Below are 23,572 nucleotides of genomic sequence, written 5' to 3'. Positions count from 1 at the left end.
GGCGTGGCGGTGGTTTCGCCGAAGGCCGAGGGTGTTCGGCTGATCCAGACGCCCTGCTCGGCCGGGGGCGAGGAGTACGCCGTCGAGTTCCGGGGTGTCTCCGTGGCCGCCGACGCTGTTCTGGCCGGTGGGACCGTGCACCGGCTGAATCAGTTGGCACTGGCCGCGATCGGCGCCTACGCCGCCGGGCTACTCTCCGGCGCGGTGCGTTTGACCGCCGACTACGTGACCAATCGGCACCAGTTCGGCAGGCCGCTGGCGACATTCCAGACCGTGGCCGCCCAACTGGCCGAGGTCTACATCGCCGCGCGCACGCTGGCGCTGGCCGCGACATCGGTGGTGTGGCGGCTCTCCGAAGGTCGCGACGCCGACGAGGACCTCGACATCTTGGCCTACTGGCTGACCTCGCAGGCACCCCCGGCGATGCAGATCTGCCATCACCTCCACGGCGGCATGGGTATGGACATCACCTACCCCATGCACCGGTACTACTCGTCGGTCAAGGACCTTTCCCGCCTTCTCGGCGGACCCGCCCATCGTCTGGATCTCGTGGCTGGTCGCCACTAAACCCTGAAGCGGAGCGCAATGTATATAGAACTCACCCCCGAGCAGCGGCACCTGCAGGCCGAACTTCGGCAGTACTTCGCCACCCTCATCTCCGCCGACGAGGCCAAGGAGATGGAGGTCGACCGGCACGGCAAGGCCTATCGCGCGATCATCAAGCGGATGGGTTCGGACGGAAAGCTCGGTGTCGGATGGCCCAAGGAGTACGGCGGCCACGGGTTCGGCCCGATCGAACAACAGATCTTCGTCAACGAGGCGGCCCGCGCCGACGTCCCGTTGCCCGCGGTGACGTTGCAGACCGTGGGTCCCACGCTGATGGTCTACGGCAACGATGCTCAGAAGAAGAAATTCCTCCCTGCGATTCTGGCCGGGGAGGTCCACTTCGCCATCGGCTACTCCGAACCGGAGGCCGGCACCGATCTTGCATCGCTTCGAACCTCAGCGGTCCGGCATGGCGACGAATACATCGTCAACGGCCAGAAGATCTGGACCACCGGCGGTCATGACGCCGACTATGTCTGGCTGGCCTGCCGCACTGATCCGGAAGCGGCCAAGCACAAAGGGATTTCGATCCTGATCGTCGACACCACCGATCCGGGCTACTCGTGGACGCCGATCATCCTCTCCGACGGCGCCCACCACACCAACGCCACCTACTACAACGACGTCCGCGTACCGGCCGACATGCTCGTCGGTGAGGAGAACGCCGGCTGGCGGCTGATCACCACCCAGCTCAACCACGAGCGCGTCATGCTCGGACCGGCGGGCAAGATCGCCGGACTCTACGACCGCGTGCACGCCTGGGCGTCCAAACCCGGTGGGGACGGTGTGACACCGATCGACCGTGACGATGTCCGACGGGCCCTCGGTGAGATCAAGGCCATCTGGCGGATCAACGAACTGCTCAACTGGCAGGTAGCGGCTGCCGGCGACACCGTCGACATCGCCGATGCCGCCGCCACCAAGGTGTTCTCCACCGAGCGGATTCAGCGCATCGGCCGGCTCGCCGAGGAGATCGTCGGCAAGTACGGCAACCCGGTCGAGGACGAGACCTCTGAGCTGTTGGCGTGGCTGGATTCTCAGACCAAGCGCAGCCTGGTCATCACCTTCGGCGGCGGAGTCAACGAGGTGATGCGCGAGCAGGTCGCCGCTGCCGGATTGAACGTGCCGCGAGTTCCTCGATGACGGTGATCGACCAGATTCAGCAGGCCGCCGAGAAGATCAAGGCATCAGGAAAGAGCAAGCCCCGCAAGGGACGTCACGCGGTGAACCAGCCGATGGTCGACCATTGGCTGGACGCACTCGGCGACAAGAACCCGATCTATGTCGACGAGGCCGCCGCAAAGGCTGCCGGGCACTCCGGCATCGTCGCGCCCCCGGCAATGATCCAGGTGTGGACCATGATGGGACTGGGCGGCGTGCGGGCCGACGACGACCCGTTGGGCAAGATCATCGGGATGTTCGACGACGCCGGTTACATCGGCGTCGTCGCCACCAACTGCGAGCAGACCTATCACCGCTATCTGCATCCCGGCGAAGAGGTGAGCGTCGCCGCCGAACTGACCGACGTCGTCGGCCCCAAGCAGACCGCACTGGGGGAGGGTTTCTTCATCAACCAGAAGATCACCTGGTCGGTCGACGGCGAAGAGGTCGCCGAGATGCTCTGGCGGATCATGAAGTTCAAGCCGGCTGACAAGGCTGCCGCCTCCGGGGTTCCCGAGGATCTCGACGCCGATCTGATGATGCGCCCCGCGGCATCCCGCGACACCCAGTTCTTCTGGGACGGGGTCAACGCACACGAACTCCGCATCCAGAAGCGACCCGACGGCACACTGCAGCACCCGCCTGTCCCGGCGATCTGGCAGGACAAAGAAGCGCCCGTCGAGTACGTGGTGGCAAGCGGCAGGGGAACGGTCTTCAGCTTCGTCGTCCACCATGCGCCGCAGGTGCCGGGACGGACCCTGCCATTCGTGATCGCACTGGTCGAACTCGAGGAGGGTGTGCGGATGCTGGGCGAGTTGCGGGGCGCTGACCCCGCGACGGTGAAGATCGGAATGCCCGTCACCGCAACGTATATCGACTTCCCGGACGGCGAGAGCGGACCCGCCTGGACGCTCTACGCATGGGAGCCCGCCAAGTGAGCACACCCGCCGTCGGCACCACGCTGCCCGAGTTGGCTCTCTTCGGAGATCCGACCTTCATCGTCTCCACGGCCATCGCCACCCGCGACTACCAGGATGTCCACCACGACCGGGACAAGGCGCAGGCCAAGGGATCCAAGGACATCTTCGTCAATATCCTCACCGACACCGGCCTGGTGGAGCGTTACGTCACCGATTGGGCCGGACCGAGCGCGTTCATCAAGTCCATCGCCCTGCGACTCGGTGTGCCCTGGTACGCCTACGACACGGTGACCTTCAGGGGCGAGGTGACCGCTGTCGAGGACGGACTCATCACCGTGAAAGTCGTTGGCAGCAACAGTCTGGGCGATCACGTCATCGCCACCGCCAAGCTCACCATCGGAGGTGCCTGATGCCCGGCGAACTGTCCGGCAAGGCCGCCATCGTCGGCATCGGCGCCACCGACTTCTCCAAGGACTCCGGCCGCAGTGAGCTGCGACTGGCGGCCGAGGCGGTGCTTGACGCGCTTGACGACGCCGGTCTGACCCCCGCCGACGTCGACGGCATGGTGACTTTCACCATGGACTCCAACACCGAGGTCGCCGTCGCCCGCGCCACCGGGATGGGGGACTTGAAGTTCTTCTCCAAGATCCACCATGGCGGCGGTGCGGCCTGCGCGACCATCCAGCAGGCGGCGGTCGCGGTGGCCACCGGTGTGGCGGATTGTGTTGTGGCATACCGTGCTTTCAACGAGCGTTCCGGGATGCGGTTCGGCCAGGTGCAACTGCGGCTGATCCAGGGCGCGGATTCCACCAGCGTCGACAACTCCTACTCCTATCCGCATGGGCTGTCCACGCCGGCGGCACAGGTGGCGATGATCGCGCAGCGGTACATGCATCTTTCCGGTGCGACAAGCCGCGACTTCGGAATGGTGTCGGTGGCCGACCGCCGCCACGCCGCCAACAATCCGAAGGCTTACTTCTACGGCAAGCCGATCACCATCGAGGATCACCAGAACTCGCGCTGGATCGCCGAGCCGCTGCGTCTGCTGGACTGCTGTCAGGAGACCGACGGCGGGGTGGCCATCGTGGTGGTCTCGGCAGAGCGAGCGAAGGATCTCAAGCACCGGCCGGCGATCATCGAGGCGGCATCGCAAGGCTCGGGCCCGGATCAGTACTCGATGGTGAGCTACTACCGTCCCGAGATCGGGTTACCGGAGATGGGTCTGGTGGGCCGACAGCTGTGGGCGCAGTCCGGACTGACCCCGGCCGATATCCAGACCGCGATCCTCTACGACCACTTCACTCCGTTCACGCTGATTCAGTTGGAGGAGTTGGGTTTCTGCGCCAAGGGCGACGCCAAGGACTTCGTCGCGGGCGGCGCCATCGAGATGGGCGGGCGGCTGCCGATCAACACTCACGGCGGCCAACTCGGGGAGGCCTACATCCACGGGATGAACGGCATCGCCGAAGGTGTGCGTCAGCTGCGCGGCACCTCGGTCAACCAGGTCGACGCCGTCGAGCATGTGCTCGTCACCGCGGGCACCGGGGTGCCGACGTCGGGTCTGATCCTGGGCTAGGCCCTGCCGCACCCAGCCCCGCCGCACCTCGCCCCGCCGCACCTCGACTGTGAAACCAGCTTCACTCCACAGGTCGAGCGTGAAGGCAGCTTCACAGTCAGCCGGGTGTCAGTGCATTGGCGCACACTGCCGCCATGACGGGAGTATTCATCGGCAGCGAAGCCATGGCCCAGGGCATGTCCTGGGGAGAACTGCAGCGCCAGTCCGTCCGGGTGTACCGCGACGTCTACGTTCCTGCGGGGACCGAAATCACCGCCGCCGTGCGCGCGCACGCTGCCTGGCTATGGTCCCGCCGCCGAGGCATTGTGGCTGGTCTGGGGGCCGCCGCAGTGCACGGCAGCAAGTGGGTTGACCCTGCATCGAGCGTCGACCTCTACCACGACAACCGGCACCGTCTGCCGGGGCTGCGCCCGCGATCGGAACGTCTCGGGGACGACGAGGTCTGCGTCGTGGCCGGAATAGCACTCACCACACCGGCGAGGACTGCTCTGGATCTAGCCTGCTGGTACCCGCTCATGGCGGCGGTGGCGGCTGTCGATGCCCTTGCCCGTGCGACCGACCTCAAGATTGCCGACGTCGAGCTGCTCGCCGAACGCCGGGGCGGGCGGCGCGGCATCGTGAAGGCCCGGCGGGTGCTCGGTATCGCCGACGCGGGCGCACAGTCGCCGAAGGAGTCGTGGCTGCGGACCGTGCTCGTCCAAGCGGGTCTGCCGAGGCCGGAAACCCAGATCCCGATCCGCGACGGGTTCGGCAGGGTGATCGCGTACCTGGACATGGGGTGGGAGGGACTGAAAATCGCTGTCGAATACGACGGGGATCATCACCGAACGCTGCGGTCGCAATACTCCTATGACATTCGCCGCCTGGAGATGCTTCAACGCCGCGGCTGGATCGTCATCCGGGTTACTGCGGAGGACACGGCGGCGCAGGTCGTGCGCCGGGTTCGTGACGCTCTGGCTCGCCGACGGTGAAGTTATCTTCACGATCGACGCCGACGGTGAAGATAACTTCACACTCGGCGGGGGGCTGGGCGGGGGCGGGGGCGAGGCGGGGCGGGGCGGGGCGGAGGCCTGGCAGGGGCTCGGCTAGGCCCCGACCAGTTCGACGCCGGCAAGCACCGTCTCGTCGCCGCGCGACGGCGCGGTGACGACGGCGCTGAACCGATTGCCGTCCTGCCAGATCGATGCCTTCAGTGTTTCACCGGGGAAGACGACGCCGGCGAAGCGCGCACCGTAGGACGAGACCCGGGTGGCGTCGGCGTCGAGCACGGTGTCCACGATCGCCTTGCAGGTCATCCCGTAGGTGCACAGACCGTGCAGGATCGGCCTCGGAAAGCCTGCGCCGGCGGCGAATTCGGGATCGGAGTGCAGCGGGTTGCGGTCACCGCACAGCCGGTACAGCAGCGCCTGCTGCGGCAGCACCGGGATGGCGACCTCGAAGTCGGGTGCCCGCTCGGCGATCTCCGAGGACGTCGACGGCCCGCGGTCGCCGCCGAAGCCGCCCTCGCCGCGGGCGAAGATCGACCGCTTCACCGTCCACAGTGTCTTGCCACCCGGGTCGACGACGGTCGTCTCGTTGCAGATCACCGCAGCCTTGCCCTTGTCCCAGATGTCGGTGATCCGGGTGACCGCGCGACCGGCTCCGCTCGGCGGCAGCGGCGCGGGCACCGTGACCGCTTCACTGGCGTGCAGCACCCGGCTGAGCTCGATCTCGATGCCGGGGAAGCTCACCGAGGGCGCCTCGGTCGCATGGAAACTGGCCGCCACGCTGCTGAAGGTGGGTAACACCTGAGGGGTGCCGTCGGTCAGATAGCGCAACTCCCGGGGATTCATCGGATCGTGGCCCGCTCCCAGGGCCAGGTTGTAGAGCTGGACGTCACTGCTGGTCCAGGAGAACTCGACCGGGTCGAGTTCGGCACCCAGGGCGACGTCGAGATCGATCGGCATATCAGCGTTTCCCCGCTGCGCCGGCGATATCCAGCGCGGCCAGGTACCCGAATGTCATCGCCGGCCCGATGGTCCCGCCCGGACCCGGGTAGGTGTGACCCATCACGGGCGAGCTGACGTTCCCGGCGGCGTACAGGCCCTCGATGACCGAGCCGTCGTCGCGCAGCGCCCGGCCGTTGACGTCGGTGCGGATACCGCCCTTGGTGCCGAGGTCGCCGGGAACCATCTTCGCCGCGTAGTACGGCGGATGACTGATCTCGCCGAGGTTCGGGTTGGGCTTGTTGGTCGGATCGCCGTAGTAGCGGTCATACGCACTCTCGCCGCGGTGGTAGTCCTCGTCGACGCCGGTGCGGGCGAAGCCGTTGAAGCGTTCGACGGTGGACCGCAGCTGCTCGACCGGGAGGCTGGTCTTGGCGGCCAACTCTTCGAGGGTGTCGGCCTTGACGATGACGCCGGACTCCATCCACTTCTTCGGAATGCGTTGACCCGGCTGCAGGCCCGCGAAGATGAACCGATCGCGGTACTGCTGGTCGAAGACCAGCCACGCCGGGACGTTCTCACCCGGACCCGAGCCCTGACCGTATTCGCCGCCATACATGTGGTGGCAGGCCTCGACATAGGGCATGGATTCGTTCATGAACCGCTTGCCGGACATGTTGACGATCATCGAACCGGGCGAGTTACGCTCCGACAGCGCGAACCACGGTGCGCCCTCCAACGGTACGGTCGGACCCCACCAGGCGTCCTCCATGAGTTCCAGTGCCGCACCCAGCTTTTCGGCGACCACGATTCCGTCGCCGGTGTTGGCAGCCGCGCCCACGGTCCATTCGGTGCCGATCGGCTCACGCTGGTATTTACGCCGCATCGACTCGTTGTGCTCGAAGCCACCGGAGCCCAGGATCACCCCGCGGCGGGCACGTATCAAGCGCGGCTCTGCGGTCGAGGGCCCGGTCGTGTCGATGACGTAGATGCCCCGCACCACGCCGTCTTCGACGTAGAGGTCGGTCAGCGCGGTGTTGAGCAACACCGGAACGCCGGCTTCGCGCAAGCCGATACGCAGCGGGGCGATCAGCGCGCGTCCCATCCCGACCAGGTTCTTACCGCGCATTCCGGCCCACACCGTGCGGATGCCGACCTTGAGACTGCGCAGCACCCCGCGAGGATGCCGTTTCATCTGATTGAGACGCACGTAGTCCTGCTGCATCACCACAACGTTGAGCGGCACCTTGCCGTAGGCGGGCTCCAGTCCGCGCACATCCGGTCCGAGCCGCTTGGCGTCGAACGGCTTGGGCTCCACCGATCGTCCGCCGGGCCGCCCGCCGGGTTGCTCGGGGTAGTAGTCGGAGTAGTTCGGCACCCAGCACATCTCCAGCGGAGTGTTTTTGAGCACGAAGGACAGCATCTCCGGCCCGCGCTGCAGGTAGGTGTCGATCTTCTCCGCCGGCACGACGTCACCGATGATGGTGTGCAGGTAGGTTCGCGCGGCTTCTTCGGTGTCGGTGACGCCGTCCCGCTTGAGGATCTCGTTGTTGGGGATCCAGACTCCGCCGCCGGAGCGTGCGGTCGAGCCCCCGAAGTGCGCGGCCTTCTCCACGACGATCGCGGACAATCCCTGGTGAGCGGCAGTCAGAGCGGCGACCATACCTGCGGCGCCGCTACCGACGACGACGACGTCGAACTCGTCAGATGTCATACTAGAACACGTTATAGAATTGACCCGTCCCAGCGCTACTGATGGAATCGTGACCATGCTGAGCGATGTCACCCGTGCCCAACTCGCCGCCGATCTCGCCGAGGCCGAGCGCACCCGGGTTCCGATGGGCCCGCTGACCGCCGCACACCCCGATATCGACGTGGTCGACGCCTATGAGGTCCAGCTGATCAACATCCGGCAGCGGCTGGCCGAGGGGGCACGAGTCGTTGGGCACAAGGTCGGCCTGTCCTCGGCGGCGATGCAGCAGATGATGGGGGTCGACGAGCCCGACTACGGTCACCTGCTCGCCGATATGGAGGTTTTCCAGGACGTCGAGGTCGACACCTCCCGGTACCTCTACCCGCGGGTCGAGGTCGAGGTGGGTTTCGTCCTGGCCGACGACCTGCCGGGTGCCGGGTGCACCGAGGATGACGTGCTTGCGGCCACCGCGGCGTTCGCGCCGTCCATCGAGTTGATCGACACCCGGATCACGGACTGGAAGATCAAGTTGTGCGACACCATCGCCGACAACGCCTCCTCGGCCGGATTCGTGCTCGGAACCCAGCGGGTGTCCCCGAAGGACATCGATATCACCGCCATCGACGCTGTTCTCACCCGCAACGGCGAGGTGGTGGCCGAGGGCCGCAGTGACGCCGTGCTGGGCAATCCGGTGACCGCGGTGGCCTGGCTGGCACGCAAGGTGGACAGTTTCGGGGTCCGGCTGCGGGCCGGCGACATCGTTCTGCCCGGTTCCTGCACCCGCGCCATCGACGTCCGGCCGGGGGATGAGTTCCTCGCCGAATTCGCCGGCCTGGGATCGGTCCGGCTGAGCTTTGGGTAATCGTTGACGCGCAACTGGAACACGTTCTAGATTTCAGGCGTGTATTCGCAACCCCTGCTGGACTCCATCGCCGAAGCCGAGCAGTTGGTTCGGGACGCCCCGCATATCGAGAATGAAGCCGATCTGCTGGAGGGATTGCAGTATCTGGCCAGCGGTGTCTCCGCCTGCATCCACCTGGCCTTCGACTTCGACCGCGACCACCCGTTCCTGCAGTCCGGGACCGGGCCGTTCACCAAGATGGGTCTCGACAACCCCGACACCCTCTATTTCGGCACCCGGGTCCACGCCGGGCATGAGTACGTCGTGACCGGTGTCCGGGGCGCCACGACCGATCTGAGCTTCCAGCTTCTCGGCGGCGACTACACCGATGACAACGTCCCCGACAGCGAGACGGCGTTCGACGACCGCAAGCTTGATATCGCTGCCGACGGCAGCTTCGAGTGGCGCTTCACCCCGAAGGTCAACGCGCAACTGGTGATCCGCGAGGTGTACAACGACTGGTCGGCACAGCGCGGTTCCATCGCCATCGCGCGCACAGACACCGCCGGGACGGCGCCGCCGCCGCTGACCAACGATCTCATCGAGAAGCGATTCGCCACTGCCGGAAAGCAACTCGTTCAGCGGATCAAGACCTGGCTGCAGTTCCCGCAGTGGTTCTATATGAAGATTCCGGTCAACACCATGGTGGCCCCGCGGCTGACGCCGGGTGGTCTGGCCACCCAGTACTCATCGGCCGGACATTTCGACCTGACGCCAGAACAGGCACTTGTCATCACACTGCCCGTGACCGATGCGCCCTACCTGGGCTTCCAACTCGGAAGCATGTGGTACGTCTCGCTGGACTACATCAACCACCAGACATCGCTGAACGGCACTCAGGCACAGGCCGATCCGGACGGCAAGATCCGCATCGTTGTCGGTGATCGCAACCCGGGGATCACCAACTGGGTCGAGACACTCGGCCATAAGAAGGGGTTCCTGCAGTTCCGCTGGCAGCGCGTCTCCCGTGAACTCACCGCGGCCGACGGCCCGACGGTGGAACTGGTCGACGCGGCAGATGTTCAGGCACATCTGCCGTACTACGAGAACAACAGAATCTCTGCGCAGGACTGGCGGGCGCGAATTGCGCTGCGGCAGATACAGATCCAGAACAGGATGGTGGGATAGCCCATGGCAGGCTTGCTCGAGAACAAGGTCGTCGTGATCAGTGGCGTTGGCCCCGCACTGGGCACCACGCTGGCGCGTCGCTGCGCGGAGGCCGGCGCCGACCTGGTGCTGGCCGCCCGCACCAAGGAGCGGCTCGACGAGGTGTCGGACGTGGTGACCGGTCTGGGCCGGCGTGCACTGGCCGTGACCACCGACATCACCGACGACGCTCAGGTCGGGAATCTGGTGCAGCAGGCGGTGTCAACCTTCGGAAAGGTTGATGTCCTGATCAACAACGCCTTCCGGGTGCCATCGATGAAGCCGCTGGCCGACACCACGTTCGAGCACATCCGCGAAGCCATCGAATTGACAGTTCTCGGAGCGCTGCGGCTGACACAGGGCTTCACCCCGGCACTGGCTGAGGCCAAGGGGTCGGTGGTCAATGTCAACTCCATGGTGATCCGGCATTCCCAGCCCAAGTACGGCGCCTACAAGATGGCCAAGGCCGCGTTGCTGGCGATGTCCCAGTCGCTGGCGACCGAGCTCGGTGGCCAGGGCATCCGGGTGAACTCTGTTGCGCCGGGCTACATCTGGGGCGGAACGCTCAAGAGCTACTTCTCCCACCAGGCCGGAAAGTTCGGCACAACGGTAGACGAGATTTACGCCGCCGCCGCTGCCGCGTCCGATCTCAAGCGGCTGCCCACCGAGGACGAGGTTGCTTCGGCGATCCTGTTCATGGCCAGCGATCTGTCCAGCGGGATCACCGGCGCCACGCTGGATGTGAACTGCGGGGAATACAAAGCCTGATGGCTTCACGAACTGATGTCGGCACCGTCGAGGATCTGAAGGCTTCGGCGGTCAAGGCTGTCGGCCTCGACGACTTCGGCACCGACGACGACAACTACCTCGAAGCGCTCTCGGTATTGCTCGACGCCTACCGCACCGAAGCGGACTTCACCGAACTCGGCAGCAAGATGTCTCGTTTCTTCCTGCGCAACGCTCTGGTGGCGAGACTGCTCAGCGAAGCCTCCTGGAAGCAGTACCCCCAGCACGTTGATGTACCGATCACCGCGCCGATCTTCGTGACCGGTCTGCCACGCACCGGCACCACCGCGCTGCACCGGTTACTGTGCGGCGACCCCCGTCACCAGGGGCTGGAGTTGTGGCTCGCGGAGTTCCCCCAACCCCGGCCGCCGCGTGAAACGTGGTCGGCTAATCCGGTTTTCGCCGAGCTCGACGCCCGATTCAAAAAAGCCCACGACGAGAACCCGGACTTCACCGGCTTGCACTTCATGACCGCCGACGAGGTGGAGGAATGCTGGCAGCTGCTGCGCCAGTCGGTGCACTCGGTGTCCTACGAGACGCTGGCGCACGTTCCCAGCTACGCGCAGTGGCTGGCCCGGCAGGACTGGACGCGGTCGTATCAGCGGCACCGGAAGAATCTGCAGCTGATCGGACTCAACGATCCCGAAAAGCGTTGGGTGCTCAAGAATCCGAGCCACCTGTTCGCGCTCGACGCAGTGTTTGAAACCTATCCCGATGCCCTGGTGATCCAGTGTCACCGGCCGGCGGAGACCATCCTGGCGTCGATGTGCTCACTGGCACAGCACACCACCGAGGGCTGGTCTAACAGTTTCGTCGGCGCGACGATCGGTGCCGATGCCCTGGAGTCGTGGTCTCGCGGGTTGGCGCGGTTCAAGGCCGTCCGGGCTACCCAGAACCCGGCCCAGTTCTATGACTGCGACTATTTCGAGCTGATCCGGGACCCGATCGGCACGGTGCGCGACATCTACGCCCACTTCGGCATCCCGTTCACCGATGCCGCGGAGGCTGCGATCGTTCGCACCGATGAGGAGAGCAAGCAGGGGCCTCGCGCACCCAAGCACACCTATTCGTTGGCCGACTACGGCCTCACCGAGGATCAGGTCAAAGAGGCGTTCGAAGGGCTGTAAAGCCCGAAGTGCTCAGCCGTCGCCGGGAGCCGGCGCGCTCGAGTATTCCTCGAGGCAACCCTCCGCCACGGCGTGCCGGATGGAGTCCGACAGCCGAGGGCACGACGGAACGCGTGCGCTGCTGCCGCCCTCGGCGCGAATCTGGGCGAAATAGGCGCACCGCCCGGATGCGGCGGTGTTCCACTGCACGGCGGTGTACGGCGGTCCCAGCTTCTTCACCTGTACCGATGCATGGCAGAACCGGCAGTCGACCTCGGCCAGGCCCGCGGTGAGATAGCGCTCGCGGTCATGGCGGGTGGCTTCGTGCACCGCAGCCGCGCGCTGCGGATCGTTGGCGAAATCGGGGGCCTTCGACCAGGACCGAATGTCGTCGTCCTCGGTGACGCGGTGCTCGCCCTCGTGAACCCCGTGCAGCAGCAGCATCGAGCGTGCGATGTCGTCGACGTCGGGCTGCTGCTCGGCGCTCACGGCTTCCCGGCCGGCTCTTGGTCTTCTTCGAGAGCCTGCCGGCGAAGGTTCTCCTCCACCTCGACATGCCACTTCTCGTTCGCCTTGGAGGTGTCGACCTCCATCTCGAACCGATCGGTCATGTCGGGGGTGATGTCGGCGACGTCGACGTAGAACTGCTGGTACCAGCGACGCATCTGATAGACCGCGCCGTCCTCCTCGACCAGCAGGGGGTTCTCGATACGGGTCTTGTGCTTCCAGATCTCGACGTCCTGCAGGAATCCCTTGCTGACTCCGTCGGTGAAACCTCTCGCCAGCCGGTTTGTCATCTTCTCGTCAAGGCCCTTGGGCTTCTCCACGATCACGCCCCAGTGCAGCATGAACGAGTCCTGGCTCACCGGGTAGTGGCAGTTGATCAGGATGGACTCCTGCTTGAAGTCGCCATAGGTGTTGTGCAGCCAGTTGATCATGAACGACGGGCCGAAATAGCTTGCTTCGGAGTCCAATTCGGACTGTCCGTAAGCAGTGCCCATGCCGCCGATGTCCGGCCGCCCGACGTTGTGCAGATATTGCGTCGCGATGTGGCCCTCGAAGACGTTCTTGAAATAAGTCGGAAGGCCGAAGTGGATGTAGTAGAAGTGCGCCATATCGGTGACGTTGTCGATGATCTCGCGGCAGTTGGAGCCCTCGATGAGCATCGAGTTCCAGTTCCAATCGGTCCACTCGCCGCTGGACCACTCCGGAATCTCCGGGATCCGAACCTCCGGCTGCGGTGCGTTTCCCTCATGGTCGTGCCAGACGAAGAGCAGTCCGGCGCGCACGTCTGTCGTCCAGGAGCGGGTCTTGGCCAGCTTCGGTGTCCGCTTCGCGTAGGGGACCATCTTGCAGCGGCCGTCACCGCCCCAGCGCCAGTCGTGGAACGGGCACGCAACCTCGTCACCCTTGAGCGTTCCCTGGGACAGGTCGCCGCCCATATGCCGACAGTAGGCGTCGAGCACGTGCAACTCGCCGCCTGAGTCTGCGAACACCACCAGCTTGACCCCGAACGCATGGATGGAATGCGGCTGTCCGTCGGTGAACGTCGTGACCGGCCCAAGGCAGTGCCAGCCGCGGGCGTACCGATCCGGCAGCGTCCCCGTGTCGATCTCGCGAATATCAGTCATTTCGCGCCTCCGCCTATCGTGACCTCTAACTAGAACACGTTACAGTTTTTAGGTACTGCAGCGCAATGACGGTCGCGCTTTCAGTGACTTTCGGCCCGGTGGACCGGGCCGTGTTCACCGCGGTTCATCGCGCCGGCGCCCGTTCTGGTCGGCGATGTCGCGAGCGGGTCTAGTGCGCCGTCGGCTTGTCGGAACCCACGACCCACATCGAGAAGTACTGCGAGCCTCCGCCGTAGGCGTGGCCGAACGCTTTGCGGGCCCCTTCGACCTGGTGCTCACCGGCCTTACCCATCACCTGGATGGCGGACTCGGCGAATCGGATCATGCCGGAGGCGCCGATCGGATTGGACGACAGCACCCCGCCGGACGGGTTGACCGGAAGCTTGCCACCGATCGCCGTTTCCCCGGCCTCGGTGAGTTTCCACCCGGCACCCTCGGGTGCGAACCCGAGGTTCTCCAGCCACATCGGTTCGAACCAGGAGAACGGCACATAGATCTCGGCGACGTCGATCTCGTCGATCGGGCTTGTGATGCCGGCCGCCTTCCACAGCGCCGCGGACGCATCCCGGCCGGCCCGCGGGTTGACCTGATCGCGCCCCGAGTAGGCCAGTGGTTCGGTGCGTAGCGCTGTGGCATGGACCCAGGCCACCGGATGACCCTCGGCCACTCGTTCGTCGGCGACAGCCTCGTCGCCGATCACGATGGCGCATGCGCCGTCCGAGGACGGACAGGTCTCGTCGTAGCGGACCGGATCCCACAGCATCGGGGAGTCCATCACCTTCTCCAGCGTGATGTCAGGCTGATGCAGGTGCGCCAACGGGTTCTTCGCGCCGTTGAGACGATCCTTCACCGCGACCATCGCGCCGATATGCGCCGGTGCGCCGGAGCGGCGCATGTAGGCACGGATGTGCGGTGCGAAGTAACCACCGGCGCCGGCGCCGACCGGTTTGGTGAACGGCACCGGAATCGACAACGCCCACATGGCATTCGATTCGGACTGCTTCTCCCAGGCGACCGCAAGGACCCGTCGATACTTACCGGACTTGACCAGACTTGCGGCCACCACGGCGGTCGACCCCCCGACCGAACCGGCGGTGTGAACCCGGATCAGCGGCTTGCCCGTCGCGCCCATGGCGTCAGCCATGAACAGCTCGGGCATCATGACGCCTTCGAAGAAGTCCGGCGCCTTACCGACGACGACGGCATCGATATCGGCCATCGTCGAACCGCTGTCGGCCAGTGCCCGGTCGATCGCCTCCCGAACCAGACCGTTCATCGAGACGTCAGTGCGTTTGGCGACGTACTTTGTCTGCCCGGTTCCCAGTACCGCTGCCAGCTCGGCCATCTCTACTTGCCCTCCATGACGGCGACCAAATTCTGTTGCAGCACTGGGCCGCTGGTGGCATGTGCCAGCACCCGCCCGGCTGATCCGTCGAAGATGTGGCGGGCGGCGTAGCCGATCCGCTCAAGTCCGGTGGAGAACATCGGATTGGCTGACAGCGCTCCACCTGAAGGATTGACCGTCGTCGACGGCGACAGCCCGATTGCTTCGGTGAGGATCAGTTGCTGGTGGCTGAACGGCGCGTAGATCTCTGCGACGTCGATAGAGCCGGTGTCCCCGCCGGTCGCGATGCGCGCGGAGGTGGCCGTCGACGGTGACGTGGTCAGATCGCGAGCACCGATCGACGGTGTCTCGATGCGGTGCTCGAATCCCGTTATCCACGCTGGTCTTTCACGTAGTTCCCGGGCGCGGTCACCGGCGGCGAGCACCACTACCGATGCGCCGTCGGTGATGGGCGCGATGTCGTGTCGGCGCAGCGGATCAGCAAAATAGGGACGCTCGAGCAGCTCGGCGACGGAGGCGGCCGGCTTGACGGAGTCGACGCGCGGCGATGCCGACAGCGAGTCCAGCGCGACCTGGGCCATCTGCTCCGCCGTCCACTTGCCGGCGTCGAGACCCAATCGGGCCTGCAAACCGGCCATCGACACCGCGTCGGGCACCAGTGGCGCCACCGTGTAGGGATCGGTCTGCAGTGCCAGCACCCGGCGCAGCGTTCCGGCGCTGGACTTGCCGAACCCGTACACCAGTGCGGTGTCCACCTCGCCGGTCAGCACCTTGATGTAGGCCTCATACAGCGCCCAGGCGGCGTCCATCTCGACGTGCGACTCGTTGATCGGCGGTACCGCCCCGATCGAATCGATAGCCGAGATGAACGAAAAGGCCCGCCCGGCAAGGTAATCCGATGATCCGGAGCACCAGAAGCCGACGTCGGACTGTTTGATGCCCAGTTCGCCGTAGATCTCGGCGAAGCAGGGCAGCAGCATCTCGACACCGTTGGTTGTTCCATCTGTCCGGCGTACGTGCGGCGCGTGGGCGAACCCGACTACGGCGACTTCTCTCATCCTCAGCCCTTACAGGTGGTGCTTGTAGGTGTCGTATTCGGCGTCCGGTTCGCCGGTGGGCCGGAAGTGCTCGATATTGTCGATGCCAAGCCCCCATTCGTCCCGGGGCCTCCACACCGCCTGCACCCGCATACCCATTCGGACGTCGGCCGCATCGATCTCGGTCACCAGATGCAGGAACGGAATATCGGCACCGTCGAGCAGGATGTAGGCGGCCACATACGGCGGCTTGATCTTCTGGCTGGCGAACGGGATGTTGATGATCGCGAACGTCGTGACGGTGCCCTTGTCAGGCAGTTCCACGAACTGGTCGAGTTCCTTACCGGTCGCTGGATCTGCTTCTCGCGGAGGGAAATACACCTTGCCGTTGTCTCCGGTGCGCGCACCGAGCAATGTGCCCTGCTGGATCGCCCGCAGGTAGATGCTCTCCGGCCGCGACGCAGTGTGCTGGATCGAGATGCTCGTCGGAATCACCATGATGGTGACGGGATCGCGATCGTCGTCATCGTCGGAGACCGGCTCGGCCTCGCCACCGGCGGTGAAGTAGGCGATATCAGTGATCGCGCCGACCGGCTCGTCTACCCAGTGCGCGTGCACCCGGTCGCCGGTCTTCACCGGTGCGTCGACCGCGTGCAGCAGTGCGGAGTCGGCTCCGTCGAGTTTGATCAACGCCCACGCGAACGGCCGGTCCAGCGGCTGACCCTCCAGCGGTTCGGGCTGCCAGGTCCAGGACAGCACCGTCCCCACGCTGGACACCGGGACGATCTCGGTCAGCGGTTCGTAGCTGACCGGGTCGTATTCGACCACCGGAACGTGGACCCGCCCGTCCGACCCGCGGACACCGACGATGCGTCTGTTCCGCAGCGCGGTGAAGAAAGCGCTCAACGTCGGTCCGACCGAACGGGTGTAGTCAAACGACAGGGTCAGTGGCGCGGAGAGGGGGGGTTCGTGGGAATCTATCAAGGCTGAGATGCTTTGGCTGACGCTCACAGCATCGAGTAGAACAGGTTCTAAGAATGCTCGCAAGGACGGAGAGGTCCACCGAATGAAGCTGGGTCTGCAACTCGGATACTGGAGCGCTCAGCCGCCCACCAATCATGCCGAACTGGTCGCCGCGGCCGAGGCGGCCGGCTTCGACACGGTGTTCACCGCCGAGGCCTGGGGTTCGGATGCCTTCACACCGCTGGCGTGGTGGGGGCGCGAGACCACCAGGATGCGCTTGGGCACCTCGGTGGTGCAGCTCTCCGCCCGCACGCCGACCGCCTGCGCGATGGCGTCGCTGACCCTGGATCACCTCTCCGGCGGCCGGCACATCCTCGGCCTCGGCGTCTCGGGTCCGCAGGTGGTCGAGGGCTGGTACGGGCAGCGCTTCCCCAAGCCGCTCGCCCGCACCCGGGAGTACATCGACATCGTCCGGCAGGTGTGGTCGCGCGAGGCCCCGGTCACCAGCGCCGGTCCGCACTATCCGTTGCCGCTGACCGGGGAGGGCACCACCGGACTGGGCAAGTCGCTCAAGCCGATCGTGCATCCGTTGCGCGCCGATATCCCCATCATGCTGGGTGCAGAGGGCCCGAAGAACGTCGCACTGGCCGCCGAGATCTGCGATGGCTGGCTGCCGATCTTCTACTCGCCGCGGATCGCCGACATGTACAACGAGTGGCTCGACGAGGGCTTCGCCCGGCCGGGCGCCCGTCGTACCCGCGAGGATTTCGAGATCTGCGCCACCGCCCAGGTCGTCGTCACCGATGATCGGGCCGGCACGATGGAGATGATGAAGCCCTATGTGGCGCTCTACATGGGTGGGATGGGCTCGGAGGACACCAACTTCCACGCCGAGGTCTACCGGCGGATGGGTTACGGAGATGTGGTCGACGACGTCACCAAGCTGTTCCGCTCGGGGCGCAAGGATGAGGCCGCCAAGGTCATCCCCGACGAATTGGTCGACGACGCCGCGATCGTCGGTGACGTCGACTATGTCCGCGAGCAGATCAAGGTCTGGGAGGCGGCCGGCGTCACGATGATGGTCATCGGCGCTCGCAGCCCCGAGCAGATCGGCGAACTCGCCGCGCTGCTCTAGACGATTCCTTGCGGGTGACTAGAACACGTTCTAGATTGGCCGGATGAGGCCGAGGCGTTCAGCGCAGGACGTGGCCGTCACCGAAGGTCATCTCGACGTTGCCGACCGAACCCGACACCATCGCGCGCTTCGGCAGGCCGAGGGCGGCCAGTTCCTTGGCGTAAGGGTGGTTGCCGAGTCGCAGCCGTGCCCCGGTCGGACGGAACCGCACGTAGGAATTCTTCATCTCCCACGGGATCTCCCGGGTGACGCCGTCGGCGCAACTGTAGGTCCGCAGAGTCTGCTCGCGCGGTCGCAACGACGGGATGGGCAGGCCGCGGTGAAACTCCATGGCCGCGATCATCGATCCGCCCTCGGACACCTCGAAGCCGAACGTGTTGGCATCGCGAACCTTGAAGTCCGCCAGGATCTTCGGGAAACCCCAGATGGTCCGGCCGGCCTCGAGGGTGAACGACTGGTCGACCGGCAGATGGTGGATGAACGCCGCGGCCTCGCCGAGGGCCTTCAGTCCGCCGGCGCTCGACTCGGGCGGGTTCACCATCACGCAGGTGCCGAATTCGTTGTAGCGACCGAGGTCGCCGTCGAGATAGCGGGCCAGCATCAGCGTCACCACCGCGCGGCCCGGCCGGAACTCGCAGACCCGCAGTCCGCTGTAGTCGATCAGCTGCTGGGCGGCCTCGGCGGACACCGAGAACATGGCCGTATGGACATCGGCCTTGCGGATTCGTACTGGCAAGGTCAGTACGTTGCCGGCGATCGTGTACTGGACCATGTCGCAACTGTAAACCGCGCCGCGAGCGTTATGGAGGGTAGTTGATGAAGCCGGATGTGGATCTGACGCACGGGACCTTCTACGCCGACGGTGGCGCCCGGGCGGCCTACCGCTGGATGCGTGCCAACGAGCCGGTGTTCCGGGACCGCAATGGACTGGCCGCCGCGTCGACCTACCAGGCGGTCCTCGACGCTGAACGTAATCCGGAACTGTTCTCCTCGACCGGTGGCATCCGACCGGACAACCCCGCGATGCCGTACATGATCGATATGGACGACCCCTCCCACCTGCTGCGGCGCAAGCTGGTCAACGCCGGGTTCACCCGCAAACGGGTGATGGACAAGGCACCGGATATCGAGACGCTCTGCGACAGCCTGATCGACGCGGTGTGTGAGCGCGGCGAGTGCGACTTCGTCCGCGATATCGCCGCACCGTTGCCGATGGCCGTCATCGGCGACATGCTCGGCGTGCTGCCCGCTGATCGCGCGACCCTGCTGAAATGGTCCGACGATCTGGTCTGCGGACTGAGCTCGCAGGCCGACGAAGCCACCCTGCAGGCGGTGATGGAGGCCTTCGCCGGCTACTCCGCCTTCGCCATGGAGACCATCGCCAAGCGGCGAGCCGAACCCACCGACGACCTGTTCTCCATCCTGGTGAACTCCGAAGTCGAGGGGTCGGTGATGTCCGATGACGAAATCCTCTTCGAGACGCTGCTGATCCTCATCGGCGGTGATGAAACCACCCGGCACACCCTGTCCGGCGGCATCGAACAGTTGCTGCGGCACCCCGATCAGTGGGACGCCCTGGTGGCGGACCGGGAGCTGGTGCCCGGCGCGATCGAGGAGATGCTGCGCTGGACCTCGCCGGTGAAGAACATGTGCCGCATGCTGATGGCCGACACCACCTTCCACGGCACCGATCTCAAGGAGGGCGAGAAGATCATGCTGCTGTTCGAGGCGGCCAACTTCGACGAGTCGGTGTTTGGTGACCCGGAGAACTTCCGCATCGACCGCAATCCCAACAGCCACGTGGCCTTCGGATTCGGCACGCACTTCTGCCTGGGTAACCAGCTCGCCCGCCTGGAGCTGAACAACATGCTGCGCAAGCTGCTGGACCGGCTGCCCGATCTGCGGCTCGCCGACGGTTCGGCGCTGCCGTTGCGGCCCGCCAACTTCGTCAGCGGTCTGGAGAAGATGCCCGTGGTGTTCACCCCGACCGCGCCCGTCTCACCGTGAAGTTATTTTCACGCTCAGCGCCGACGGTGAAGATAACTTCACGATCGGCGGCCGGAGCGGGGTAGCGCGAACGCGTCAGCGCATCTTGAACTGCGGCGCGCGCTTCTCCTTGAAGGCCATCGGGCCTTCCTTGGCGTCCTCGGAGAGGAACACCTCGATACCGATCTTGGTGTCGATCTTGAACGCGTCGTTCTCGTGCATGCCCTCGGTCTCGTGGATCGAGCGCAGGATCGCCTGCACGGCCAGTGGCCCGTTGCCCGCGATCACCTCCGCGATCTGAAGCGCCTTGTCCAGCGCCTGGCCGTCGGGAACCACATGCCCGATCAAACCCATCTCGAGTGCCTCGGCCGCGGTGATGTGCCGTCCGGTCAGCAGCAGTTCGCAGGCGATGGTGTACGGGATCTGGCGTACCAGGCGAACCGCCGAGCCGCCCATCGGGTACAGGCTCCACTTCGCCTCCGAGATGCCGAACTTGGCGCTTTCGCCGGCGACCCGGATATCGGTGCCCTGCAGAATCTCGGTGCCTCCGGCGATGGCGGGGCCCTCGACGGCGGCGATCAGCGGCTTGGTCAGGCGACGGCCCTTGAGCAGGCCGTCGATCCGGGTCGGGTCGTAGCCGCCGGACTTGAACGAGTCGCCCGGGGGCGCCTTGGTCGCGGCCTTGAGATCCATCCCGGCGCAGAAGTAACCGCCGGCTCCGGTGAGGATGCAGACCCGGATATCGGGATCGCTATCGACCCGGTCCCAGGCCTCGACCATGATCTGCAACATCTCGCCGGAGAGCGCGTTACGGGATTCCGGACGGTTCATCGTCACGATCAGGACGTGCCCGCGCTGCTCGATCAGAGCGTCGGCCATGATTTCCTCCATCGAGTGCCCATGCTTGAGAAAAAATGTAACACGTTCTAATTTGTGTTCGTGGCCCTCAACATCGCTGATCTCGCCGAGCACACCATCGACGCCGTGCCCGACCGCGTGGCCATCATCTGCGGGGACGAGCAGATCACCTTCGCCGAGCTCGAGGTGAAGGCCAACCGGCTGGCGCACTACCTGATCGACCACGGTGTCAAGAAGGACGACAAGGTCGGTCTGTATTGCCGCAACCGCATCGAGATCGTCATCGCGATGCTCGGCATCGTCAAAGCCGGCGCCATCCTGGTCAACGTCAACTACCGCTACGTCGAGGGTGAGCTGCGCTACCTGTTCGACAACTCCGACATGGTCGCGCTGGTGCACGAACGGCAGTACGCCGACCGCGTCGCCAACGTGCTGCCGGACACCCCGAACGTCAAGACCGTCCTGGTGGTCGAGGACGGCAGCGACGCAGACTACCGCCGCTACGGCGGCGTGGAGTTCTTCGAGGCGATTGCGCAGGGTTCACCGGAACGTGATTTCGGGCCGCGCAGCGCCGATGACATCTACCTGCTCTACACCGGTGGCACCACCGGCTTCCCCAAGGGTGTGATGTGGCGTCATGAGGACATCTACCGGGTGTTGCTCGGCGGAACCGACTTCGCCACAGGCGAATTCGTGCAGGATGAGTTCGAGCATGCCAGGCAGGCCACCGCCGCGGCCCCGATGGTCCGGTTCGCGATCCCGCCGATGATCCACGGCGCCACCCAATCGGCGACCTGGATGGCGCTGTTCTCCGGACACACCAGCGTGCTCGCGCCGGAATTCGACGCCGCAGATGTGTGGCGCACGATCGAGAAGCACAAGGTGAACCTGCTGTTCTTCACCGGCGACGCAATGGGCCGCCCACTGCTCGATGCCCTTGAGATCGGCGATTACGACCTGTCCTCCCTCTTTCTGCTGTCGAGTACCGCTGCGCTGTTCTCGCCGAGCCTCAAGGAGCGCTTCCTCGAACTGCTGCCGGATCGGGTGATCACCGACTCGATCGGTTCCTCGGAGACCGGCTTCGGCGGCACCAGCATCGTGGCCAAGGGTGTGCATCAGGCCGGCGGCCCGCGGGTGAGCATCGACAAGAAGACCACCGTGCTCGACGATGACGGTAACGAGGTGCAGCCTGGTTCCGGAGTCCGCGGGATCCTGGCCAAGCGGGGAAACATCCCGGTCGGCTACTACAAGGACGAGAAGAAGACCGCCGAGACCTTCCGCACCATCAACGGCGTGCGCTACGCCATCCCCGGCGACTACGCGACCGTCGAGGCCGACGGCACGGTCACCATGCTCGGCCGCGGATCGGTGTCGATCAACACCGGTGGTGAGAAGGTCTACCCCGAAGAGGTCGAAGCCGCCCTCAAGGGTCATCCGGACGTGTTCGACGCCCTGGTGGTCGGCGTCCCGGACGAACGATTCGGACAGCACGTCGCCGCGGTGGTTGCCCCGCGTCAGGGCCGGCGACCGACCCTGGCGGATCTGGACACCTTCGTGCGCAAGGAGATCGCCGGTTACAAGGTGCCGCGCAGCCTGTGGATCGTCGACGCGATAAAGCGTTCGCCTGCCGGCAAGCCGGATTACAAGTGGGCCAAGGATGAGACCGAGTTGCGGCCCGCCGACGAGGTGCACAGCAAGCACACCGGGACGCGCTGATGCGTACCGAACTGTGTGACCGGTTCGGTATCGAATACCCGATCTTCGTCTTCACCCCGTCGGAGAAGGTTGCCGCGGCGGTCACCAGGGCCGGCGGTATGGGGGTGCTGGGCTGCGTACGGTTCAACAACTCAGAGGACCTCGAGTCGGTGCTTTGTTGGATGGATGACAACACTCTCGGCAAGCCCTACGGCGTGGACATCGTGATGCCGGCCACGGTCCCCACCGAGGGCAGTCCGATCGACATCAACAAGCTCATCCCGCAGACCCACCGCGACTTCGTCGCAAAGACCCTCGCGGACCTCGGCGTTCCGCCACTGCCCGATGACGGCCCCGGCAACGAAGGTGTGCTGGGCTGGCTGCACTCGGTGGCCCGCTCGCACGTCGACGTCGCACTGGGTCACCGGATCAGCTTGATCGCCAACGCGCTGGGCTCTCCGCCGGCCGACGTCATCGAGCAGGCCCACGCCGCCGGTGTGCCGCTGGCGGCACTGGCTGGAACCGCCACCCATGCCCGCCGTCACGCTGATAACGGCGTTGACATCATTGTCGCCCAGGGTTATGAGGCCGGCGGTCACACCGGGGAGATCGCGTCAATGGTGCTGGTGCCCGAAGTTGTTGACGCAGTGGGGGATACGCCCGTGCTCGCTGCAGGCGGGATCGGCACCGGCCGGCAGGTCGCGGCCGCACTCGCGCTGGGCGCAGCGGGGGTGTGGATGGGTTCGGCGTTCCTCACCGCCGCGGAGTACGACCTCGGTACCACAGCTGTCGGGGGACCGTCGGTGATCCAGCAGGCGCTGCTTGCGGCCACCTCCAGCGACACCGTTCGCCGCAAGATTTACTCGGGAAAGCCGGCTCGGTTGCTCAAGAGCCGGTGGACCGACGCCTGGGACAGTGACAGCGCACCCGACCCGCTACCGATGCCGTTGCAGAACGTCCTTGTCGCCGAGGCGCATCAGCGGATGAGCAACTCGCTGGACCCAACAGCGGTGGCGATGCCGGTAGGCCAGATCGTCGGGCGAATGAACGAGATCCGTCCCGCCGCCGATATCGTCTCCGAACTGGTTGCCGGGTTCGTGGC

General features: G+C 65.5%; 23 protein-coding genes. 14 read left to right on the top strand and 9 right to left on the bottom strand.

Going from position 1 to position 23,572, the window contains the following annotated elements; translation table 11 throughout:
- From ACR2JI_RS17110 to ACR2JI_RS17085, 6 genes are all read left to right on the top strand, one after another.
- Positions 1 to 567: acyl-CoA dehydrogenase family protein (locus ACR2JI_RS17110; RefSeq protein ID WP_526392126.1), on the top strand; the 567-nt coding region annotated here is incomplete at its 5' end.
- Between the two features lie 18 nt (positions 568 to 585).
- Complete coding sequence (gene fadE29, locus ACR2JI_RS17105; protein WP_526392124.1) at positions 586 to 1,749, top strand: acyl-CoA dehydrogenase FadE29; 1,164 nt, start codon at positions 586 to 588, stop codon at positions 1,747 to 1,749.
- Positions 1,746 to 2,705 carry an OB-fold domain-containing protein gene (locus ACR2JI_RS17100; RefSeq protein WP_526392122.1) on the top strand — a complete coding sequence of 320 codons (960 nt, stop codon included), beginning with the start codon at positions 1,746 to 1,748 and terminating at the stop codon, positions 2,703 to 2,705. The genes fadE29 and ACR2JI_RS17100 overlap by 4 nt, the downstream gene beginning before the upstream one ends.
- Entirely contained in the window at positions 2,687 to 3,097 is a 411-nt protein-coding gene (locus ACR2JI_RS17095) for a MaoC family dehydratase (protein ID WP_526392120.1), read from the top strand. Before ACR2JI_RS17100 ends, ACR2JI_RS17095 begins: the two co-directional genes overlap by 19 nt.
- Positions 3,097 to 4,263, top strand: coding sequence for a 17-hydroxy-3-oxo-4-pregnene-20-carboxyl-CoA lyase (gene ltp2 / locus ACR2JI_RS17090; RefSeq protein WP_526392118.1), 1,167 nt, complete (start codon positions 3,097 to 3,099; stop codon positions 4,261 to 4,263). The genes ACR2JI_RS17095 and ltp2 overlap by 1 nt, the downstream gene beginning before the upstream one ends.
- Positions 4,264 to 4,397: 134 nt before the next feature.
- Positions 4,398 to 5,234, top strand: a complete 837-nt coding sequence (locus tag ACR2JI_RS17085; protein ID WP_526392116.1) for an endonuclease domain-containing protein — start codon at positions 4,398 to 4,400, stop codon at positions 5,232 to 5,234.
- Between the two features lie 114 nt (positions 5,235 to 5,348).
- On the opposite strand, the gene chsH3 is transcribed toward ACR2JI_RS17085, so the two are convergent.
- Positions 5,349 to 6,209, bottom strand: a complete 861-nt coding sequence (gene chsH3 / locus ACR2JI_RS17080) for an enoyl-CoA hydratase ChsH3 (RefSeq protein WP_526392114.1) — start codon at positions 6,207 to 6,209, stop codon at positions 5,349 to 5,351.
- Position 6,210: 1 nt separating this feature from the next.
- Positions 6,211 to 7,902 (bottom strand): 3-oxosteroid 1-dehydrogenase, encoded by a 1,692-nt coding sequence (gene kstD / locus ACR2JI_RS17075; RefSeq protein ID WP_526392112.1) that lies wholly within the window; start codon positions 7,900 to 7,902, stop codon positions 6,211 to 6,213.
- A 55-nt stretch (positions 7,903 to 7,957) separates the two neighbouring features.
- Here kstD and ACR2JI_RS17070 point away from each other — a divergent pair, with 55 nt between their 5' ends.
- Genes ACR2JI_RS17070 through ACR2JI_RS17055 form a run of 4 tightly spaced genes read left to right on the top strand, consistent with a single transcriptional unit; the run spans position 7,958 to position 11,841 of the window.
- Positions 7,958 to 8,743 (top strand): 2-keto-4-pentenoate hydratase, encoded by a 786-nt coding sequence (locus ACR2JI_RS17070; RefSeq protein ID WP_526392130.1) that lies wholly within the window; start codon positions 7,958 to 7,960, stop codon positions 8,741 to 8,743.
- A 39-nt stretch (positions 8,744 to 8,782) separates the two neighbouring features.
- Positions 8,783 to 9,910 carry a hypothetical protein gene (locus ACR2JI_RS17065; RefSeq protein ID WP_526392110.1) on the top strand — a complete coding sequence of 376 codons (1,128 nt, stop codon included), beginning with the start codon at positions 8,783 to 8,785 and terminating at the stop codon, positions 9,908 to 9,910.
- A 3-nt stretch (positions 9,911 to 9,913) separates the two neighbouring features.
- Positions 9,914 to 10,696, top strand: a complete 783-nt coding sequence (locus tag ACR2JI_RS17060) for an SDR family NAD(P)-dependent oxidoreductase (protein WP_526392108.1) — start codon at positions 9,914 to 9,916, stop codon at positions 10,694 to 10,696.
- A complete protein-coding gene (locus ACR2JI_RS17055; RefSeq protein WP_526392106.1) occupies positions 10,696 to 11,841 on the top strand; it encodes a sulfotransferase in 1,146 nt (381 codons plus the stop codon). The genes ACR2JI_RS17060 and ACR2JI_RS17055 overlap by 1 nt, the downstream gene beginning before the upstream one ends.
- Positions 11,842 to 11,853: 12 nt before the next feature.
- Here ACR2JI_RS17055 and ACR2JI_RS17050 read toward each other — a convergent pair whose 3' ends face one another.
- The 5 genes from ACR2JI_RS17050 to ACR2JI_RS17030 all read right to left on the bottom strand — a co-directional run bounded on the left by ACR2JI_RS17050 (position 11,854) and on the right by ACR2JI_RS17030 (position 16,844).
- Complete coding sequence (locus tag ACR2JI_RS17050) at positions 11,854 to 12,264, bottom strand: hypothetical protein (RefSeq protein ID WP_526392128.1); 411 nt, start codon at positions 12,262 to 12,264, stop codon at positions 11,854 to 11,856.
- A gap of 41 nt (positions 12,265 to 12,305) precedes the next feature.
- A complete protein-coding gene (locus ACR2JI_RS17045) occupies positions 12,306 to 13,451 on the bottom strand; it encodes an aromatic ring-hydroxylating oxygenase subunit alpha (RefSeq protein ID WP_526392104.1) in 1,146 nt (381 codons plus the stop codon).
- Positions 13,452 to 13,620: 169 nt separating this feature from the next.
- A complete protein-coding gene (locus tag ACR2JI_RS17040) occupies positions 13,621 to 14,796 on the bottom strand; it encodes a thiolase family protein (protein WP_526392102.1) in 1,176 nt (391 codons plus the stop codon).
- A gap of 2 nt (positions 14,797 to 14,798) precedes the next feature.
- Positions 14,799 to 15,854, bottom strand: a complete 1,056-nt coding sequence (locus tag ACR2JI_RS17035) for a beta-ketoacyl-[acyl-carrier-protein] synthase family protein (RefSeq protein ID WP_526392100.1) — start codon at positions 15,852 to 15,854, stop codon at positions 14,799 to 14,801.
- A gap of 9 nt (positions 15,855 to 15,863) precedes the next feature.
- Positions 15,864 to 16,844 (bottom strand): Zn-ribbon domain-containing OB-fold protein, encoded by a 981-nt coding sequence (locus ACR2JI_RS17030; protein WP_526392098.1) that lies wholly within the window; start codon positions 16,842 to 16,844, stop codon positions 15,864 to 15,866.
- A 55-nt stretch (positions 16,845 to 16,899) separates the two neighbouring features.
- Here ACR2JI_RS17030 and ACR2JI_RS17025 point away from each other — a divergent pair, with 55 nt between their 5' ends.
- On the top strand, positions 16,900 to 17,931 hold the full coding sequence (locus ACR2JI_RS17025) for an LLM class F420-dependent oxidoreductase (RefSeq protein ID WP_526392096.1): 1,032 nt from the start codon (positions 16,900 to 16,902) through the stop codon (positions 17,929 to 17,931).
- 58 nt (positions 17,932 to 17,989) lie between these two features.
- Here the strand turns inward: ACR2JI_RS17025 and ACR2JI_RS17020 are convergent, their stop codons facing one another.
- On the bottom strand, positions 17,990 to 18,703 hold the full coding sequence (locus tag ACR2JI_RS17020) for an acetoacetate decarboxylase family protein (RefSeq protein WP_526392094.1): 714 nt from the start codon (positions 18,701 to 18,703) through the stop codon (positions 17,990 to 17,992).
- A gap of 44 nt (positions 18,704 to 18,747) precedes the next feature.
- On the opposite strand from ACR2JI_RS17020, the gene ACR2JI_RS17015 reads away from it, so the two are divergent.
- On the top strand, positions 18,748 to 19,938 hold the full coding sequence (locus ACR2JI_RS17015) for a cytochrome P450 (RefSeq protein ID WP_526392092.1): 1,191 nt from the start codon (positions 18,748 to 18,750) through the stop codon (positions 19,936 to 19,938).
- Between the two features lie 75 nt (positions 19,939 to 20,013).
- Here ACR2JI_RS17015 and ACR2JI_RS17010 read toward each other — a convergent pair whose 3' ends face one another.
- The gene (locus tag ACR2JI_RS17010) at positions 20,014 to 20,796 is read right to left on the bottom strand and encodes a crotonase/enoyl-CoA hydratase family protein (protein ID WP_526392090.1); all 783 of its coding nucleotides are present in this window, start codon (positions 20,794 to 20,796) and stop codon (positions 20,014 to 20,016) included.
- Positions 20,797 to 20,850: 54 nt separating this feature from the next.
- On the opposite strand from ACR2JI_RS17010, the gene fadD19 reads away from it, so the two are divergent.
- Positions 20,851 to 22,491, top strand: a complete 1,641-nt coding sequence (gene fadD19 / locus ACR2JI_RS17005) for a medium/long-chain-fatty-acid--CoA/3-oxocholest-4-en-26-oate--CoA ligase (RefSeq protein WP_526392088.1) — start codon at positions 20,851 to 20,853, stop codon at positions 22,489 to 22,491.
- A partial coding sequence (locus tag ACR2JI_RS17000; protein WP_526392086.1) for an NAD(P)H-dependent flavin oxidoreductase occupies positions 22,491 to 23,572 on the top strand: 1,082 nt, incomplete at its 3' end. The genes fadD19 and ACR2JI_RS17000, both read left to right, overlap by 1 nt.

It is taken from the genome of Mycobacterium sp. (assembly GCF_051006775.1).
GTDB lineage: Bacteria > Actinomycetota > Actinomycetes > Mycobacteriales > Mycobacteriaceae > Mycobacterium.
Note: the sequence above shows the minus strand (reverse complement) of the source record. Positions and strands in the feature narration are given on the sequence as shown.